Genomic DNA, 17,681 nt, shown 5'->3' with positions numbered 1-17,681 from the left:
TGGACTTGGACGCTTATCTATACAAAACAAATGTCCATGCATTTACTATATAAAAGGAAGTTTAAGGATGTGCTCTTATGTCAAGAAGTAAATCGTTGTTTCAAGAAGATCACCCCTTATGTGAAAGGCGTCGTCCCCATCAATCAAAGGGAGAGCTGGTGGAAGAAAATATCTGTGGCGTCTTTCGAATTGATCCACTTCTCAACCCTTATGCCCCAATATGGGAGGCGGTTGGAGATATAGGACCAGTATCAGGAACTCTATCAATTTATTACGATGGTGGGGTTTGTGAGGAAGTCGAGGTATTAATTGATCACTGTCATGAACCCGCATTTTATGTGCCAGAGGGAAATACGAGAACGAGAACATATCAACAACTGTGTAAAGTAACGATTGTAGCAAGAGATCGTCGAAAAGAAACCGGTTCTATTCAACACCCCCATGGACATAAGAAGCACTCCGTCTGTACGGGGCGCTATTGTCTAACTATTTATTACCATGTAAAGGGATATAAAAAGAAGTCACATAAGAAACAAGACTGTGTGAACAAGGAGTGTCATGGAGGGTGCTGATCTATTCTATCAGCCCTTTCTATTTTCTTTCAGGCATAAACGATAAAGATCCTCTCGCCCCCACGACAATCCTTTTTGAAATGATTTGACCGTTCTCTTCTTCAAAAATGAGATACAATTTATCATCATCAATTTCTGCATTGAGATAGGTAGCAGATGGATAGAGCTCTTTTAAGCTTTCCTCATGATAAACCTTCACAAGATGACCATTTTGATCATAAACGTCCAATCTTGATAATTGATCGTTCGTCATGATGACGTGAAGGTAATTGTAACCAGATCTTACGCTTGCTTCCTCACCACTTAATTCGAAAGGTGGATTTGAGCGGTTATAATCGGAAGAAATACCTGAAGCAATCCATAAAAAGAGAAAACAAAGGACAATAATAAATCCTTTCATAATTCATCTCCCATATATAAACATCTATTTTCTAAAAATAAACGTTTTTGTTTACAGTGTATGCTTCCCCCGTTTGAGAGTGTGTCACCTACTATACATAAAAAAGACGCACCGTTAAAGGTGCGTCTTAATTGAATTATTTACCTGCATTTTCAAGTTTCTTTACTTGTTTACTGCGAAGCTGACCGCATGCAGCATCGATATCTGTTCCGTTCTCATGACGGATCACACAGTTAATACCGTTTTTCTTAAGCGTATCATAGAACGCAAGAATCGATTCTTTTTCACTACGCTGATAAGAGTGGTCATCAACTGGATTGTATGGAATCAAGTTTACGTAAGAAAGATGACGTTTGTCAGCGAGAAGATTCGCAAGTTGTTTCGCTTCTTCTACGTGATCATTGACGTCTCTCAACATAATATACTCAAACGTAATTCTGCGGTTGGTTTTCTCAAGATAATAATCAATCGCAGGCATTAATTTTCCAAGCGGATAAGCCTTATTGATTTTCATAATCTTCGTACGCAACTCATCATTAGGAGCATGTAGAGAAATCGCAAGGTTCACTTGAAGATCTTCATTGGCAAAGTCGTAAATTTGCTTCGCAAGACCACTTGTTGAAACCGTAATGTGGCGCGCACCAATACAAAGTCCTTTTTGAGAATTAACGATGTGAAGGAAGTCCATCATATTATCATAGTTATCGAAAGGTTCACCGATTCCCATAATAACAATATGACTTACGCGTTCTTCATTCGCCTTTTCATCAAGTGCGTGTTGCACGTTCATGATTTGCTCAACAATCTCACCGCTTGTAAGGTCACGGCTCTTCTTAAGAAGTCCACTTGCACAGAAGGAACAACCGATATTACACCCTACTTGTGTCGTTACACAAACAGATTGACCGTAATGGAAACGCATGAGTACCGTTTCAATAACGTTCCCGTCTTGTAATTTGAACAAGAACTTGATCGTACCGTCAGAAGATTCCTGCTTGATTTCCTGAGTTAATGTCTGAATCGCAAAGTTTTCTTCCAAAAGTTTGATACAGTCTTTGTTTACGTTATTCATTTGAGAAAATTCTTTAACACGCTTTTTATAGAGCCAATCCCATACTTGGGAGGCACGGAATTTTTTGTGACCACGTTCTAGCAACCATTCAGTTAGCTGATCAAACGTTAATCCGTATATAGATTCTTTCATTTATAACCCTCTTTTCAATTCTTAGCCATTCAGTCTAATACTACTAGAAGTATAACCAAGTCGCAACCGCTTAGTCCAGAATAGTGAAGTATATAGTCTAAAATAGCCTATGTTTTCAAGAAGCTTCGCTCGTTTACCTATTAGACTGTAACATATAGTAACTAAGTTTATAAAACAAAGAAAGACCTTTCCCTTCTGGAAAAGTCTTTAGTCGTGTTACTTACAGTAATGGAATAATAACTAAAATGAGTAAATCAAAGAGAATATGTGATAATAATGGCACCCAGAAGTTCTTTGTTTTTTCATAAAGCCATCCCCAGGCCATTCCACCTCCGATTGCAGCTAGTACTAATAAATACGCATCGGAATAAAGATGAGCCGTCGCATATAAAATGGTCGCTATAAGGATGGTGTCTCCCTCTTTGTACTTCTTTAACTGTTGCTGAATATATCCTCGCCAGTAGATTTCTTCTCCAGGAATGACGATCAGTACAAGACTAATGAAATGTCAGGCTTTTACGGGTTGGACCACATCATAAAACCGCTCCATCTCTTCGAATAAAGAGGGATAAACCCACTTGATTCCCTCTATCCCTACATAGGAAAGTATATATAGAAATAGGGCACTAATGACGATATAAAGCCAATGTTTGAACGTGATTTTTTTGAACTTAAGTGCGCCTGCTTTAACACTTAAGAAAATTAAGATGGCTAGTGTTACTGTAAAAACAGGCCAAAATGTTCCTGGGAACCGAACAAAGCTTAAAAAAAGCAGAATATGAGCTAATAAAAGTGTGCTAAGGATTATGATTTTCTGATTCATATTTTCATCACCCTATCTTGTTGCCTCTTTTTAACATCCTACCCTGAATGTATCGAACGCATGTTAAATTGAACAGCTTGAATATGTAATGATGTGCTAAAAGTAAAAAGCTAACGAAATATGCTTCGTTAGCTTTTAGGCTATTTGCTTTGCGATTTGCACTTTTCTTGAATGACAGCAAGAGCACTTTCTTTGTCAGGCTGATCACTCTGATGCCAGCGGATTTTTCTTCCGAATTCATCTGCCTTGGCATAAGCATAGATTTTGCCTTCGTATTCCGCCACGCTAATTTCCCAGTAATACGTCACCTCTGCTCCAGTGGGCTGAGTAACTTCGACTGGATAGAAAAAATAATCTACCTTTTTTAGCATATTAGCAGCTCCTTCATTATTGCTTCACAGTTATTTTACCAGATTTTTTATTGTTAGGTTTAATGGTTTACTAGAAGAGTGACTTTTATCACATATGGGGAACTGTATTTCGTATATGCTTATATGTGAAAGACGTCACATATAAGCATATACGAGAAAAGGTGATGAAAATGAACGGACTTCAACTTTTTACAGCATTAACTCCTATTTTAGCGGTGTTTATCTTACTTGTTCTTTTGCGTTTACCTGCAACGAAAGCTATGCCGGGAAGTTTACTCCTCACCGCATTAATGGCCTATACTATATGGAAAATACCAATGATACAAATGACAGCAGCATTCATTGAAGGGTTAATCATAGCTTTGTCGATTATTTGGATTGTATTCGGAGCGATTTTATTATTAAACACGCTACGAAATAGCGGAGCGATTGACGCAATTCGCACGGGATTTATGGGAATATCCATGGATCGAAGGGTTCAGCTAATTATTATCGCCTGGTTATTTGGGGCATTTATTGAAGGGGCAGCAGGATTTGGAACTCCTGCTGCAATCGGAGCCCCTCTGCTTGTGGCATTAGGATTTCCTCCACTTGCCGCAGTTGCGATGGCCCTTATTGCTGACAGCAGCCCTGTTTCTTTTGGCGCCGTTGGAACACCAATTATCGTCGGTGTAGATCAAGGACTCCGACAGGGTTCAGCTGTCGCGAATCAAGTAACAGCTTCCATTGGACAGCAATCGATGCCTGAATATTTGCAGGCAGTCACTCAAAGTGCTGTCATGATTGATCTTTTCGTAGGTACTTTTATCCCGCTTATTTTAGTCATGATGTTAACACGTTTTTTTGGTGAAAACCATTCTTGGAAGGATGGTCTTTCTTTATGGAAGTTCGCTATATTTGCCGGACTCAGCTTCACACTGCCGGCTTTTATCGTAGCAACCTTATTGGGCCCGGAATTCCCGTCTATTATTGGAGGTCTCGTGGGACTTTCGATTGTCGTCCCTGCAGCCAAAAGGGGTTTTCTCCTTCCTAATGAGCCGTGGGATTTTAAAAAGACAAACGAACCTAATGTAAACACTCAAATGACCCTACCTTTGTGGCTGGCCTGGATTCCCTATTTACTTGTTGCGTTATTATTAGTGCTAACGCGTTTGGACCTCCTTCCGGTAAAGGGATGGCTAAGATCAGTTAAAGTTGGCTGGAACCAAATTCTTGGTACAGAAATCAGCACTTCCTTTGAACCATTATATTTACCTGGCACCATCTTCATTGTGGTAATAGTGATAACAATATTTCTCCATAAAATGAGCGGAACGGCTGTCCAGAAAACGGTACTGGATTCATTGAAAACGATGATTGGGACTGTCGTAGCACTTGGGACAGCTGTTCCGATGGTTCGGATTTTTATTAACTCTGGAATTAATGGTGCTGATCTCATGAGTATGCCAATGGAGCTAGCGACACTTGTTGCAAATGCTGTAGGTGATGCGTGGCCACTTGTTGCTCCGTTTATCGGTGCTCTCGGTTCATTCATTTCTGGTAGTGCGACATTTAGCAACATGATGTTTTCACTTTTTCAATTTAGCGTAGCGGATCAGCTTCAAATGAATGAACAGCTCGTTCTTTCGCTTCAAGTACTTGGAGCAAACGCGGGAAATATGATTTGTGTATTAAACGTTGTTGCAGCTGCTTCTGTGGTTGGCATGGTTGGAAAAGAAGGAACCATTATCCGAATGACACTTGGTCCTATGTTGTTCTATGCTATTGCAACAGGAGTGATTGGATGGATTACAATTATTCTGCTTTAAGTCTTACTAAAGAACAGCGCCTTCTCAATTGATAGAGATGGCGCTGTTTCTTTGGTAGTATAATTATTGATCTAGTTTCTTAATATCTTCTTCTGCTTTATCAAGCATCATCTGATAATTAAATGTTGTATCTAATTTATTCAAGAATTCATCATACTCACTAAGGTCACGTTGTCCACTTATGAATTTAATCATTTCTTCTTCAGAGAATCGATCAGCATCTGCCGAATTATAGCCCTCTGGATAATCAATATACCCATTTAGAGATTCAATTCGCGGAGCATCTGCGGAAGCTTCGATATATTCCGTTTGTTTTGAGAATTTCGTTGATAGGTACTCCATTTCAGGTCGACCAGTGAATTGGTAAAGCCAGAAGTAGCCACCTTCTTCAGCCAGTTTGTCCGTTGGGACAATCTTGCCGTCTTCTTTGTTATAATGTTCTCCTTCTATTCCATATTGAACGAGTTTAGATCCCTCATCAGATGCTACATAGTTAAGAAGTTTAAATATTTTTTCGAGCTTTTCTGGTTGGTCCTCAAGTGCTTTCGGAATAGCATAAAAGCCATTAGCTTGACCTATATCCCACGTACCTGCTGATTTTCCTGCAGGTCCTTCAATTGCCGGAAGCTGTACCCACTCAGCATCTGGATCTACTGCTTTGTATTGTTCAATATAAGCATCACTCGTTAAATTCGCCCATCCATCAAATAAAATCCCAAATTTACCTTGAAACGCTTTTTGTTGAGGCTCGTTACCTGTATTACTGAAAATTTCAGGGTCCGTTACATCGTTTTCAACAAACTTCGTAACAGCAGTGAGAGCTTCTTTCATATCAGGATCATGAAATGAGTTCACTAATTCACCGTCTTCTTTATAAAAGCTTTTTGGCATTCCTACACCATAAGCACCAAGTATCGGTTGGAAAGCGCTTACTCCTGATCCGGTAAGACCATAAGTATCTTTTTGCCCATTCCCATCTGGATCATCTTCTCGAAAGGCTTTTGCTACTTCATATAAATCATCTACTGTTTTAGGCATTTCCATGTTCAATGTTTCTAACCAATCTTTCCTAACCCAGTACGTATAGAAAGGTATGCTTGCAGGAACAGTCACCGCATAAACTTTATCATTTACCTTCGCTTTTTCAACATTATCTTCTCCAATAAAATCCTGAACTTCCTTAAGGTCGTCCATATAAGGGTCAAGGTCTAGTAGTAAACCTTTGTTAGCATATTCTACTAGAGCAGCTCGACTAACTTGAAACAAATCAGGATAATCCCCTGCCGATAAACGAACGTTTAATTTGTTTTCATAGTCATTAGGATTAACGGAGAGATTCACTGGAAAACCAAGTGCCTCATCTAGTTCTTGCTTAATAACGTCATTTTCTGGGTCAGGTAAGTTTACCCCTTGTCGAATGACTTCTACTTCCTCACTACCAGATTCGCTGTCAGCTCCAGACGATAAGTTACAAGCAGAAAGCAATAATGAAAGAGATAACGCAGGTATAAGGACATGACGCAACTTTTTGCTTTTCATAAAAACCTCTCCTTTTTCAATCGTAATAGATGAAGTTCATTTCACTTTTTCCTGAAACCAATCTTCTCTAGTTTATCATAATAATGAATCAGTTCAGCTTTGGATTGATAGGGTTGTCGGGTCAACTTAACGGAAAAATAAAGCTCTGATTATTTAATTAAATCCTCTTCTACATTCGCTTTTAAGGTAAACTAGAGCCTTCACTTCTCACCTTGATCAATTGTGTCTTACCCCCTTTAGTCTGTTTAGCTTTTATTTTTCTAAATTTTCTAAATTAAGTATATAAATAATACAAGCTTATGAGAATAGAATATAGAGTCATTTATTTATACTTTATTTCAACCAAAATCTGGATGGAAATGCAATTGATTGAAAGTTTAGTAGTTCCCCCTCCCATTTATAATTTTGAATTTACAAAAAACGTTCTCTCTGTGAGAACGTTTAAAGGATTATCCTAAGTTTTCGATGTTCCAAGTACGAATTGAATAGAATCCAGCATCAAGCTTTTGTTTCTCTTATAATAGGGTGTTTTGCAACAGTTCCGGAAGCTTCTTAAAAGTCTCGTGATGGACGTCAATTCCTTCATAACTCGAGTAAATGGGAATAGTTACAATTTGTTTATCGAGTGTATCGAAGCAGTGTATACATAGAAATCCAACGCTCCTCATTCGATACGAAAACATAATGCGATATCGTGCTTCGCTCATATTATTCTCTCCTACTATTTTTTTATCAGTATGTACAAAATAGTAGATAAGCAAACCTCTGTTTTACGAGTAGCGAGTCAAGATAGGAGTGTTAGAGCATATTGTTTTTCAATTAGTATACCTGCTGATAAAATTGAAAATGGGTTTTTCTTGAAAGAAAATCTCCCTTTTACACTCTGAATAGAGAAAGAAGATGAAATTATGTCAACTAGTCAAAAAAAATTATCTGATGTTAAATACTCAGTACTAGATTTAGCTCCTGTTATGGATGGAGAAACTATATCCGATGCTTTAGAACGAACAAGAAATCTCGCTCAGCACGTAGAGAAACTTGGCTACAATCGTTTCTGGCTAGCTGAGCACCACAATATGCCCTACATCGCAAGCTCTGCTACATCTGTTGTGATTGGACATGTTGCTGCGGGTACCTCAACCATTCGTGTTGGATCTGGTGGAGTCATGCTTCCAAACCATTCCCCTCTTGTCATTGCTGAACAGTTTGGAACACTAGAATCGCTATTCCCTGGACGGATTGATTTGGGACTTGGACGAGCACCTGGAACTGATCAGCGTACAGCATTTGCATTAAGACGAGGCACTGGAAGCATGGCTCAGGATTTCCCAGAACAAGTCGCTGAACTTCGCTCATATTTTGATCCTTCTATGAGCCCGGGATCATCTCCAGTACGAGCTATTCCTGGTAAAGGTCTTAACGTACCAACATGGTTATTAGGATCTAGCCTATACAGTGCAGAGCTTGCTGGAAAACTAGGGTTGCCCTATTCTTTCGCAAGTCACTTTTCTCCTAAAAATACAGTTAGTGCGCTCCAAACGTATCACCGAAGTTTTACGCCTTCGAAAGCACTCGATAAACCTTATACGATGGTAGGTGTAAACGTGATTGTGGCAGATACAGATGAAGAAGCAAATTATCTGTCTACGACTTTACAACAGCAATTTTTAAATTTGATTCGTAATCATGAAGCGCCTATTCAACCGCCTGTTGAAAAGCTAAATGCGAGTGAATATGAGCTTGCGGCACTTGATCAGCAGCTAGCTACTTCTATTGTTGGTAGTCCTGAAACAGTCAAACGAAAAATGCAGGAATTTCTTGATGAAACGCAAGCGGATGAAATGATGGTGATCTCTTCTGTATATGATTATGAAAAGCGGAAAAAGTCCTATAAGTTGTTATCAGAATTAACGACTGATTAATCAATTCTCCTATAACACGTGAGTTAAAATGTTCTGGTGTTTGCAAATAACGTTATTTCTTTGAAACCCGAACGAAGTTTAATTAATAGTAAGTCATTGTTAAGATTTGTCTTTACATTGATTTGAATGCTGGTTTATAATACCAATCATAACCTGAATAAGAACATCACTCATATAACCGCAAGAATATGGCTTGCAAGTTTCTACCGGATCACCTTAAATGATTCGACTATGAGTGAGCAACCATCAGTTTAATTACTGTAGACTCTTTCTTTATCTATATTCCCGGAGGCATGTTGCTCACTCTTCTGTGAGCAACGATGTTCTTCGGGTTTTTGTATTGAAGGAGGAATTTATATGGAAAATTTAATGAACAAAATTAGTCAGGAAGGTTTAGCTTTATCTGACGCTGTCTTAAAAGTAGATTCATTCTTAAATCATCAAGTGGATCCAGTACTTATGAAGGAAATTGGTGAGACATTTGCGAGTAAATTTCAAAGAGACTCCATTACAAAAGTCGTTACACTTGAATCATCTGGTATTGCACCAGCTGTTTTTGCTGCCCTCACCCTTAATGTACCGCTTATTTTTGCTCGAAAGCGAAAGTCGCTCACATTACAGGAGGACTTGTTAACGGCAGATGTATATTCTTTTACTAAAGAAGAAACGAATACAATCACCATTTCGAGTAAATTTTTAAATGAAGAAGATCACGTTCTTGTTATTGATGACTTCCTTGCAAATGGCCAAGCTGCTGAAGGTCTCATAGAAGTTGTTTCTAAGTCAGGTGCTTCGGTAGCTGGAATTGGTATTGTTATTGAAAAGGCATTTCAAGATGGCGGGAAACGCCTTCGCTCAAAAGGGATTAGGGTGGAATCGTTAGCGAAAATCGCTAAACTAGAAGCTGGAAAAGTCACCTTTGTGAATGAGGGAAGTTTCGTATGAATAGCCTGAAATATTTATCACTAGGCATTCAACATGTTCTTGCCATGTATGCAGGAGCTGTCGTTGTACCACTCATTGTAGGAGGGGCCCTGGGGTTAAGTGGAAAGGAACTCACTTATCTTGTCTCAATTGATATTTTTATGTGTGGAATGGCTAGTATTCTACAAGTATGGAAAAATCGTTTCTTCGGTATTGGCTTGCCGGTAGTACTTGGTTGTACCTTTACCGCAGTTGGTCCAATGATTGCGATCGGTGGAACATATGGTATTACTGCCATTTACGGAGCCATTCTCGCTGCAGGTTTATTCGTGATCTTAATCTCACCTATTTTCAGCAAATTAATAGCATTCTTTCCACCGGTTGTGACTGGTTCAGTCGTCACCATCATCGGAATTACCTTGATTCCCGTTGCTATGGGGAATATAGCAGGTGGGGAAGGTTCGGTTGATTTTGGATCATTACAGAATATTAGTCTTGGATTTGGTACGCTTCTCTTTATTGTGTTATTGACTCGATTCTTTAAAGGGTTTATCCGTTCAGTTGCCATCTTAATAGGACTTGCAGTTGGTACGATCGTTGGCGGATTCATGGGGATGGTTGACCTAACACCTATTAAAGAAGCTAGCTGGTTTCATTTAATTCAACCGCTCTATTTTGGGGTACCTACATTTGAATGGACGGCTATCTTGACGATGATTCTCGTTGTTCTTGTAAGCCTTGTAGAATCTACAGGTGTATACTTTGCTTTAAGTGATATTTGTAATGAAAAACTGACGGAGAAAGATGTGAGAAACGGCTACAGAGCAGAAGGCCTAGCGATTGTATTAGGTGGATTATTTAACGCATTTCCTTATACGACCTATTCACAAAATGTGGGGTTAATTCAACTATCTGGTGTCAAGAAGAAGCAAATTATTTATCTCGTTGGTTCAATGCTGATTTTGATCGGTTTAGTGCCAAAAATCGGTGCTGTCACAACTATTATCCCGCCACCAGTCCTTGGTGGAGCTATGATTGTTATGTTTGGTATGGTAATGGCTTATGGCATTAAAATGCTTTCTCGCGTAGACTTTCAATCTCAAGAGAACCTCTTTATCATTGCTTGTTCGATTGGAGTTGGTCTAGGTGTTACAGCGGCTCCATCTGTTTTTGAAAAACTGCCACAAAGCCTTCAAATTCTAACAGACAATGGGATTGTAGCAGGTAGTTTAACGGCAATTACATTAAATATTGTTTTTCACGTATTTAGAAAAGAAAAAACAACTTCCTCTTCTCTCGTTCAATCCAAAGCTTCATAAAACAACAAGCCTGGATTCGAATAACTCATTCGAATCCAGGCTTGCTTTTTGATAATGATGAAATTTTAGCTATTTTTCTTTACTAATTTAATATAGTCAATATTTAAAGGGGAAAGTAAGTTGTTCATATAAATGACATGTTCACCTGCTTCAAGTTCAAATAGAAGCGGCTGGTTATCTAAAGTATCCAATCGTACATCTTCCCAATTCTCCCATCCATATGTGGAAGGAAAATGAAAGCTATTCGTTGGGCCGTCGTCTACCTTAAATTCTCGATAAGCATTCGGCATATCAGTGGAATAGCGTACAATCGCCTTGTAAGTTCCTCCATCTGGAACCGTGATTTTCCATTTCAACCAGTGGTTCTCATGATCCCAGTTTTTCAGAGCTAATCCTTCTGATGCTCCGGCTTTTGGAGTGATTACGACCTCTCCACCCCCCTGATCAACAAAATCTTCGCCCTCTACAATAACTCCTTCATCTGCAGAGGTTATGGAAACTTCTCCAGTAACTTCTGGTTCTGTTTGCTGCTCTTTAAAGATAGGTTCTACATGTGAATAAAGCTGTGCTACTTCTTTCGGATTCCCACCATCCGTCAAAATAAATTGATCATTATTTTTAACGGATATAGTAAGCTGGTTTTTCTGATTCATTTTCAACTTTTTCATTTTCTCTTTTTCTTCATCATACATCCATACTTTTGTCTGTGGCTTTATCAAATCACCTGAAAGAGTGATCACATTGTCAGAACCTTGATAGTCAATTCGAAAGTTTTCTTCCATCTTACTAAGTTCGATACTTCCCTCTTGATCTAGTGTTAGGTTGGTTTCACTCAAACTGAGATAAGTTCCTTCCTGAAGTGAGATCTCTATTAGTTTATGATCATTTAATGAATGTCTTGTCATAGCGAAAGCACCGTCGGATTCCATTTCGTTCATCTTCTTTTGTTCCAATTTGTTACCTATGACAATGGTATCTTCAAAATCCGAACTAGAAACAGTAACACCTTTAGCAAATTGATCGCTCACTACAGGCACTTCCATGACATTTACTTTTTCATTTTCTTCCTCGTAAGGTTGAATGACAGAAACAAAATCAGTTTTTCTTGCCGATCTACGTGGCATCAGCATTTCAGTGAAGACATTTCCGGTATAGATAGATGTTTGTTCTTCACCTAGCATCGTAAGGGTAAAAAACTGTTCGTCTTTTTGATAGGTTGCTTCCCATAGCTCGTCTGAAATCCCCTTCTCCAAACTATTCAAATGTTGATAGCCGCCTTTATCTCGAAGTTGATCGACATTACTTCGATCGTCAACTGTGATATCCTTTAAGTCTCCATCTATATGAAAAGGAAGATCGTACGTATGATTGTCTTCACTTTCAGCATGAAACCAATCTAGCACATACTCATCTAACATCGTAGTGGTGCGTTCCATGGCAACCCCTTCATAAACTGCCTCAGTTATTGCACGGGTTTGCTTCACAACTGGACCAATGAAGTCATGTTCTAAGTAACCTGAAGAAGGGTTTCCTGGTTCATCAGCTTGCCATAAATATGTTGAGTCCCCCTGCGGATACTGGCTCGTTTGATCAACAACGAGTGTATTATGGGCTAGCGTTTGTTTCGCCCAGCTCACATGCATAGGATTGTCATACCCAAGGGAACCAGCATCTTTCAGCCACATTTTCGAATCAGCATACATCATAATGCCTAATTTATCTGCATGAAGGTGTCCATTTGGAGTTCCGGGAGGACTATAAAAAAGACTAACATTCATCGCTTCCTCAGCCGGTTTATGATTGCGGATAATCGTTAAACCGGAATCTCGATAAAAGGTGCTCCCGTTCTTATTTTCCCCTTCTGGAGCAAAGTCATTTGTACCAATAGAAAAATCAGCAGAAGAAAGATCTTTATCTGCAAATAATATCGCCCAAGGCTCTGTGAGTGAACCTTCACGATTTTCTCCAACGGATTGTTTAATCAGCCAGGCGTACTTTGGGTCTTGATAGTAATGGAAGCCAATTTCATATATCATTTTTGATTGTAATGTTTTATATGCAGCGTTTCCGATTGCAGGGCGAGCCATATTTCCAAACGTATAATTCATTAATGAATCGAGCATTTCTTTAATAGCATATTGCTCACCATTTTTCACATGAAATAAGTCTTGATTCGATTGATAGAGCGGAACAGAAAGGTACATAAGGGGTTTGATGGCATATTCATGATACGTACTTGGACCTTCCCACCATAGCCCATCTTGACGGATTCCTTCCGAAAGCTGCTTTATTGCCCCATGCTTTTGATCATTGATAACTTGATCAAGGCGTGACATATCTTTCAAAACGAGTGCTGCATTACCGATCGCAGCATTATGCCAGACCTGCCAATTGGAGAGACCTCGTTGGTAGCGATCAATTACTTCTATTGCGTTTTTCAATACATTCTCTTCTACTTTATATCTCTCATTATCATCTAGAAAAGGATGCATCATATCGTATACCCAAGCTATATTGATCAACCATTCCGATTCTTCAAGAGTTTGTGCTGTAAGTCTCCCATCATAACTTCCTGTCAGGGGATAATCGGGGTAATGATCTGCGTATTCTTTCATTATCGTAATGGCAGCTTCTTTGTATTTATCATCCTCTGTTATCCAATAAACGAGTCCGGCATCTCTTGCGATTTCTCCTAAATGCAAGTGAAGGTTATTCTTAGTAGGCGGGAGTGAAAATTCCCCTGTGGTTCGTTGGACTGCTTCATCTGCGTTTTTCTGTAAGTCTTTAAATGCATCTTCTGCATATGCTTCTGTTTCTATTTTAGCTTTTAGTTCGTCTATGTCATTTTCACTAAAATACAAATAAGGATGATCAAGACTGATTGGTTCATCTTGGACTTTAGGGAGAATATCTTTTTGTTTAGCAGTTATGAAATCGCTCTCATTTCCTTCCGCATCAACGACAGTCATAGCGAAATACTCATCAGTAATGTCTTCATCCATCCAAAGTGAAGGATGCTGAGCTTGATCTTCGGCTACAAGAGTGGCCTCATTTAAATTTTCAATTTTATTTGGAGAAGAATAAATTCTGATGAAATCAAGGCGCGATTCTGGAGATAATCCCCATGTTCCTACTGCGCCATTTTCTATATGAGTAAGAACGCTAAATGCCTCTGGCTTAGATGGCGGTTCGACGTTTGTGATTTCAACTGATGCAGTATTGGATTGACTACTTTCCTCTGTGGCTTTCATTATTGCTTCTATCTTATAAAAATAGGTGGCACCTAAGGAAGTTCTCGAGTCTATCCATTCATTTGTTTCACTCTTATTTAATAAATGTTCCTCATCAAGTGGAAACTCCTCTTCTGTGCTTCGATAAATGTTATATGTTAAAAGGTCATTATATCCGGGAGGGACATCCCATTTTAACTTGACAGCTCCTGTTGTGATTGTCGTTGCTTGAAACGCACTGATTTCAGGTGGCTCATCATAGTTCACTTTTACTAATTGCATATCATCAATCCACGCTTTCCCATTTCGACTATCCATCATTGGTTCGATGGATAATGTAACCGTGTTTTTCGGGACGTTGAGAAGTTTTGTTATTTTTGTCCATTCATTTGAACCTTCCATTGCTCCAACTAAAATCATACCTGACGTATTTTGCCATGCTTCATTTTTGAATTGAATGCGTACGGCCATAGACCCTGTACCTTCATTAATATCTTCCGTCTTCATCCAATAAGATAGTGCATAGGTTGTTTCCGCTTGTATGGGAACTCTTTGAACGAGTGACGTTCTATCATCAGGACTTGTATTGTGTAGATAAGCAGATTGTGTTCCTTCCTTCACCTGATCTGTAACAAGCTTAATTTCTCCATTTCCCTTCGGCTTCCACGTACTCCACTTGGGAGGGACGGAGCCAGGATCACCATCCTCAAATGCTCCATTAAGAACATAATTAGCCTGACCGATCTCTACTGTAAATGCGGCGGTTAACGCGCCAGATGCTGTTGTGGCTGTAATCGTTGCGAAACCATTGTTTAATCCTTTAACTAGTCCTGTTTGATTAACTTCTGCAACAGTGTTGTCAGAACTAGTCCATGTAACTTCCTTATTTGTAGCGTTCTCAGGTAATACAGTTGCTTCAGCTTGGAATGTTTCATCAATTTCCATTGCTTTATAAGAAGTATTCAATTCTAGTTTTGTTGGAAGTATATTAGTAGTTGGTACAACTTGAACGTCATCGATCAATATTTGCCCTGACCCGTTTTCAAGAAAATTCTCGATGCGTATTTTTGTGATGGTTGAAGGGATATCAAGCGTCAGGGAGGCTTGCTCCCAATCGGTTGTTCCCTTCCCTTCAAACAGCGTGAATTCTTTACTTCTTTGCCCATCCGCTTTATAGAAGGATACTCTTATATAGGCTCCCTTTGAAGAGGATTGAACATTGTTAAGTTTAATCCATTCAGAAATTTGATAACTTTCCCCTGGCTCCACAAGAATATCTTGATACACCGAGGCGCGAGCATTTTCATCAGGGCTTTGAATGGATAGTGCGTGACTTCCATCAATCGACGAGTCAGTAATAGCTTCAATCGTTGGGTTTCCAGAGGCTTTCCATACTCCCCATTTGTTCAATGAACCATTCGAATCTTCAAAGCTACCATTACGAATCATGTTGTTTTCTTCTGCATGAAGCGATGATGAAACAAGTAAGGAGATAACTAAGGTCAAGACGGCTAGTAAAGAGTATCCAAACGGTTTCTGCATAATATCCTCCCAATTAGTGGATTGGTTGACGGATCAACTTATGCTATTTGCTCTCTTGAAGTGATCGATTTGCTATTTGTCCTCTACATATCGTTAATTGCACATTCATATGTTCATCAAGTACGAGTAAGTCTGCATCCTTATTCACTTCTATACTTCCTTTTCTCTCCCAAATCCCTAATTCTTTCGCTGCGTTTTCAGATGTCATCTTCATAAGGTCATACATGGAACAATGAGTAAATTCAAGCATGTTTCGGGCAGCTTCGTTCATTTTTAGTATGCTTCCAGCTAAACTACCAGAGCTCTTTAGTATGGCTTTATGATCTTTTACTTCCACTTCCTGACCACCTAAATCATAAATGCCCTCGTTTAAGCATTTAGCCCTCATCGCGTCTGTTATTAGAAGAAGTCCTTCTGCTCCCTTAAGCCGATAAGTTAAATCAACCATTTCTTTAGAAACATGAATCCCATCTACGATGATTTCAGCTAAGATGTTTTGATTCAATAGAATGGCACCAGCCGAACCTGGGTCCCGGTGATGAAGACCGTTCATTCCATTAAAAAGGTGTGTTGCGTGACGAATACCTGAGTTAACAGCGTGAGATAGTTGTACAAAATTAGCTTCGGAATGGCCAACTGAAGCGATCATCCCGTTTTCATATAAATACCTCGTTAATTCTGTTTGATCATCAAGTTCAGGAGCAAGTGTGACAAGCTTTATTAAATCGTTTGCGAGAGATTGGTAGTGTTTGAATGTTGAAACATCAGGTCTAATAATGGAGGAAGTAGGTTGAGCACCCGCACGGTTTTGATTAATAAATGGGCCTTCTAGGTGAATTCCAATCATTTCAGCTTGGCCAGGATGGTTATTTTTTTGATGATAAGTAGCAGCATTTCTTAATGCATGTTCAATATTTGAAGAGGGGTTCGTCATCGTTGTAGCTAGAAAGCTAGTCGTACCCTCTAAGGGAAGAGTCTTGGCAATCGTTGTTAAGGCTTCAGGGGTACTATCCATGACGTCTGAACCTGCTGCACCATGAATGTGGACATCGATCATACCTGGTAGAATAGCGTATTGGGAAGGGAGATCTATCACTTGATCAACCGGTAAATCTCTTGAAATATCTGAACCGATACCGGTGATTTTATCATTTTCAATGAGAATAGTATTTTCTTGACGATTTGGATTAGGAGTGTAAACTTTTCCTCCTCTAAGTAAGATGCGTTGCAACTTTTCACCCCCTTCCGTTTAGAGCAACTTACTACCGAGCCATCCAACCGCCATCAACAATTATCGTATGTCCGTTCATGTAATTAGAAGCCTCAGAAGCTAGGAAAATGGCTGCGCCTGTTAAGTCCTCCGCTTCTCCCCATCTTCCAGCAGGGATGCGTTCTAAGATAGATTGGTTGCGTTTCTCATCTTCTCGAATGGCTTTTGTATTATTTGTGGCAATGTAGCCTGGCGCAAGGCCATTCACCTGAATTCCATCCTTTGCCCATTCATTCGAAAACGCTTTTACTAAACCGTTAACAGCGTGTTTGCTTGCTGTGTATGCTGGTACATACACACCTCCTTGATATGATAGTAAAGACGCAATATTAATGATTTTCCCTTCCTTTCGTTCAAGCATCGGACGAGCAAGATGTTGAGTAAGAAGGAATAAGGCATTGACGTTCGTGTTCATCACAGCATTCCAGTTGTCTATTGAATAATTAGAAGCCTCTTCTCGTCTAATGATCCCAGCGTTATTAACCAAGATATCGATTTGGAATTTACTTAATAGATCTTCACAATATGCTGGAAGTGTTTCAACATCCTCTAAATCAATAATTACTTGATGAGCACTCCCACCTCCTTCCTCAATCAGTTGCGTTGTTTCATCTAAGTTATTTCGATGACCAAGTAGTATGAGCTTTGCCCCTGCTTTTGAATAAGCTACGGCGATTGCTTGACCAATTCCTCCAGCTGCTCCTGTGACGAGTGCTGTTTTCCCTTCTAATGAAAACCGATCTAAGTATCCCATCAT

Annotated in this window: 15 protein-coding genes and 1 riboswitch; of the genes, 5 read left to right on the top strand and 10 right to left on the bottom strand. The window is 39.3% G+C overall.

Features of this window, described 5'->3' with window-relative positions; genetic code table 11:
- Positions 1 to 77 precede the first annotated feature (77 nt).
- Complete coding sequence (locus IQ283_RS19605) at positions 78 to 572, top strand: S-Ena type endospore appendage (RefSeq protein WP_194221745.1); 495 nt, start codon at positions 78 to 80, stop codon at positions 570 to 572.
- 19 nt (positions 573 to 591) lie between these two features.
- On the opposite strand, the gene IQ283_RS19600 is transcribed toward IQ283_RS19605, so the two are convergent.
- The 5 genes from IQ283_RS19600 to IQ283_RS19580 form a co-directional block, all read right to left on the bottom strand.
- Complete coding sequence (locus IQ283_RS19600; RefSeq protein ID WP_194221744.1) at positions 592 to 972, bottom strand: hypothetical protein; 381 nt, start codon at positions 970 to 972, stop codon at positions 592 to 594.
- Between the two features lie 136 nt (positions 973 to 1,108).
- Positions 1,109 to 2,176, bottom strand: a complete 1,068-nt coding sequence (rlmN, locus tag IQ283_RS19595) for a 23S rRNA (adenine(2503)-C(2))-methyltransferase RlmN (RefSeq protein ID WP_098443743.1) — start codon at positions 2,174 to 2,176, stop codon at positions 1,109 to 1,111.
- A 220-nt stretch (positions 2,177 to 2,396) separates the two neighbouring features.
- Positions 2,397 to 2,678 carry a CPBP family intramembrane glutamic endopeptidase gene (locus IQ283_RS24440; protein ID WP_194222315.1) on the bottom strand — a complete coding sequence of 94 codons (282 nt, stop codon included), beginning with the start codon at positions 2,676 to 2,678 and terminating at the stop codon, positions 2,397 to 2,399.
- Between the two features lie 6 nt (positions 2,679 to 2,684).
- Entirely contained in the window at positions 2,685 to 2,999 is a 315-nt protein-coding gene (locus IQ283_RS19585) for a hypothetical protein (protein ID WP_194221743.1), read from the bottom strand.
- 140 nt (positions 3,000 to 3,139) lie between these two features.
- Positions 3,140 to 3,370: a hypothetical protein gene (locus IQ283_RS19580; RefSeq protein ID WP_194221742.1), complete on the bottom strand. Its 231-nt coding sequence runs from the start codon at positions 3,368 to 3,370 to the stop codon at positions 3,140 to 3,142.
- A gap of 170 nt (positions 3,371 to 3,540) precedes the next feature.
- Here IQ283_RS19580 and IQ283_RS19575 point away from each other — a divergent pair, with 170 nt between their 5' ends.
- Positions 3,541 to 5,178 carry an L-lactate permease gene (locus IQ283_RS19575; RefSeq protein WP_194221741.1) on the top strand — a complete coding sequence of 546 codons (1,638 nt, stop codon included), beginning with the start codon at positions 3,541 to 3,543 and terminating at the stop codon, positions 5,176 to 5,178.
- Positions 5,179 to 5,241: 63 nt separating this feature from the next.
- On the opposite strand, the gene IQ283_RS19570 is transcribed toward IQ283_RS19575, so the two are convergent.
- Together IQ283_RS19570 and IQ283_RS19565 are read right to left on the bottom strand one after the other, a co-directional pair.
- Complete coding sequence (locus IQ283_RS19570; protein WP_194221740.1) at positions 5,242 to 6,717, bottom strand: extracellular solute-binding protein; 1,476 nt, start codon at positions 6,715 to 6,717, stop codon at positions 5,242 to 5,244.
- A 515-nt stretch (positions 6,718 to 7,232) separates the two neighbouring features.
- On the bottom strand, positions 7,233 to 7,424 hold the full coding sequence (locus IQ283_RS19565) for a hypothetical protein (RefSeq protein WP_194221739.1): 192 nt from the start codon (positions 7,422 to 7,424) through the stop codon (positions 7,233 to 7,235).
- A 201-nt stretch (positions 7,425 to 7,625) separates the two neighbouring features.
- Here IQ283_RS19565 and IQ283_RS19560 point away from each other — a divergent pair, with 201 nt between their 5' ends.
- From IQ283_RS19560 to IQ283_RS19550, 3 genes are all read left to right on the top strand, one after another.
- Positions 7,626 to 8,639 carry an LLM class flavin-dependent oxidoreductase gene (locus tag IQ283_RS19560; RefSeq protein WP_194221738.1) on the top strand — a complete coding sequence of 338 codons (1,014 nt, stop codon included), beginning with the start codon at positions 7,626 to 7,628 and terminating at the stop codon, positions 8,637 to 8,639.
- Positions 8,640 to 8,789: 150 nt separating this feature from the next.
- Positions 8,790 to 8,891: riboswitch (purine riboswitch) on the top strand.
- A gap of 105 nt (positions 8,892 to 8,996) precedes the next feature.
- Positions 8,997 to 9,584: a xanthine phosphoribosyltransferase gene (locus IQ283_RS19555; protein ID WP_194221737.1), complete on the top strand. Its 588-nt coding sequence runs from the start codon at positions 8,997 to 8,999 to the stop codon at positions 9,582 to 9,584.
- Positions 9,581 to 10,882, top strand: coding sequence for a nucleobase:cation symporter-2 family protein (locus IQ283_RS19550; RefSeq protein ID WP_194221736.1), 1,302 nt, complete (start codon positions 9,581 to 9,583; stop codon positions 10,880 to 10,882). The genes IQ283_RS19555 and IQ283_RS19550 overlap by 4 nt, the downstream gene beginning before the upstream one ends.
- A 65-nt stretch (positions 10,883 to 10,947) precedes the next feature.
- Here IQ283_RS19550 and IQ283_RS19545 read toward each other — a convergent pair whose 3' ends face one another.
- Genes IQ283_RS19545 through kduD form a run of 3 tightly spaced genes read right to left on the bottom strand, consistent with a single transcriptional unit; the run spans position 10,948 to position 17,678 of the window.
- A complete protein-coding gene (locus IQ283_RS19545) occupies positions 10,948 to 15,654 on the bottom strand; it encodes a carbohydrate binding domain-containing protein (RefSeq protein ID WP_194221735.1) in 4,707 nt (1,568 codons plus the stop codon).
- A 43-nt stretch (positions 15,655 to 15,697) separates the two neighbouring features.
- Positions 15,698 to 16,885 (bottom strand): N-acetylglucosamine-6-phosphate deacetylase, encoded by a 1,188-nt coding sequence (gene nagA / locus IQ283_RS19540; RefSeq protein WP_194221734.1) that lies wholly within the window; start codon positions 16,883 to 16,885, stop codon positions 15,698 to 15,700.
- Positions 16,886 to 16,916: 31 nt separating this feature from the next.
- A complete protein-coding gene (kduD, locus tag IQ283_RS19535; protein ID WP_194221733.1) occupies positions 16,917 to 17,678 on the bottom strand; it encodes a 2-dehydro-3-deoxy-D-gluconate 5-dehydrogenase KduD in 762 nt (253 codons plus the stop codon).
- Between the last annotated feature and the right edge of the window lie 3 nt (positions 17,679 to 17,681).

Origin of the sequence: Pseudalkalibacillus hwajinpoensis (genome assembly GCF_015234585.1) — a bacterium.
Lineage (GTDB): Bacteria > Bacillota > Bacilli > Bacillales > Guptibacillaceae > Guptibacillus > Guptibacillus hwajinpoensis_B.
Note: the sequence above shows the minus strand (reverse complement) of the source record. Positions and strands in the feature narration are given on the sequence as shown.

What these genes read in the sequence shown, in the direction of transcription:
- IQ283_RS19605 (WP_194221745.1), top strand. Translation starts at nt 78, where the DNA reads ATGTCAAGAAGTAAATCGTTGTTTCAAGAAGATCACCCCTTATGTGAA.
- IQ283_RS19600 (WP_194221744.1), bottom strand. Translation starts at nt 972, where the DNA reads ATGAAAGGATTTATTATTGTCCTTTGTTTTCTCTTTTTATGGATTGCT.
- rlmN (WP_098443743.1), bottom strand. Translation starts at nt 2,176, where the DNA reads ATGAAAGAATCTATATACGGATTAACGTTTGATCAGCTAACTGAATGG.
- IQ283_RS19585 (WP_194221743.1), bottom strand. Translation starts at nt 2,999, where the DNA reads ATGAATCAGAAAATCATAATCCTTAGCACACTTTTATTAGCTCATATT.
- IQ283_RS19580 (WP_194221742.1), bottom strand. Translation starts at nt 3,370, where the DNA reads ATGCTAAAAAAGGTAGATTATTTTTTCTATCCAGTCGAAGTTACTCAG.
- IQ283_RS19575 (WP_194221741.1), top strand. Translation starts at nt 3,541, where the DNA reads ATGAACGGACTTCAACTTTTTACAGCATTAACTCCTATTTTAGCGGTG.
- IQ283_RS19570 (WP_194221740.1), bottom strand. Translation starts at nt 6,717, where the DNA reads ATGAAAAGCAAAAAGTTGCGTCATGTCCTTATACCTGCGTTATCTCTT.
- IQ283_RS19565 (WP_194221739.1), bottom strand. Translation starts at nt 7,424, where the DNA reads ATGAGCGAAGCACGATATCGCATTATGTTTTCGTATCGAATGAGGAGC.
- IQ283_RS19560 (WP_194221738.1), top strand. Translation starts at nt 7,626, where the DNA reads ATGTCAACTAGTCAAAAAAAATTATCTGATGTTAAATACTCAGTACTA.
- IQ283_RS19555 (WP_194221737.1), top strand. Translation starts at nt 8,997, where the DNA reads ATGGAAAATTTAATGAACAAAATTAGTCAGGAAGGTTTAGCTTTATCT.
- IQ283_RS19550 (WP_194221736.1), top strand. Translation starts at nt 9,581, where the DNA reads ATGAATAGCCTGAAATATTTATCACTAGGCATTCAACATGTTCTTGCC.
- IQ283_RS19545 (WP_194221735.1), bottom strand. Translation starts at nt 15,654, where the DNA reads ATGCAGAAACCGTTTGGATACTCTTTACTAGCCGTCTTGACCTTAGTT.
- kduD (WP_194221733.1), bottom strand. Translation starts at nt 17,678, where the DNA reads ATGGGATACTTAGATCGGTTTTCATTAGAAGGGAAAACAGCACTCGTC.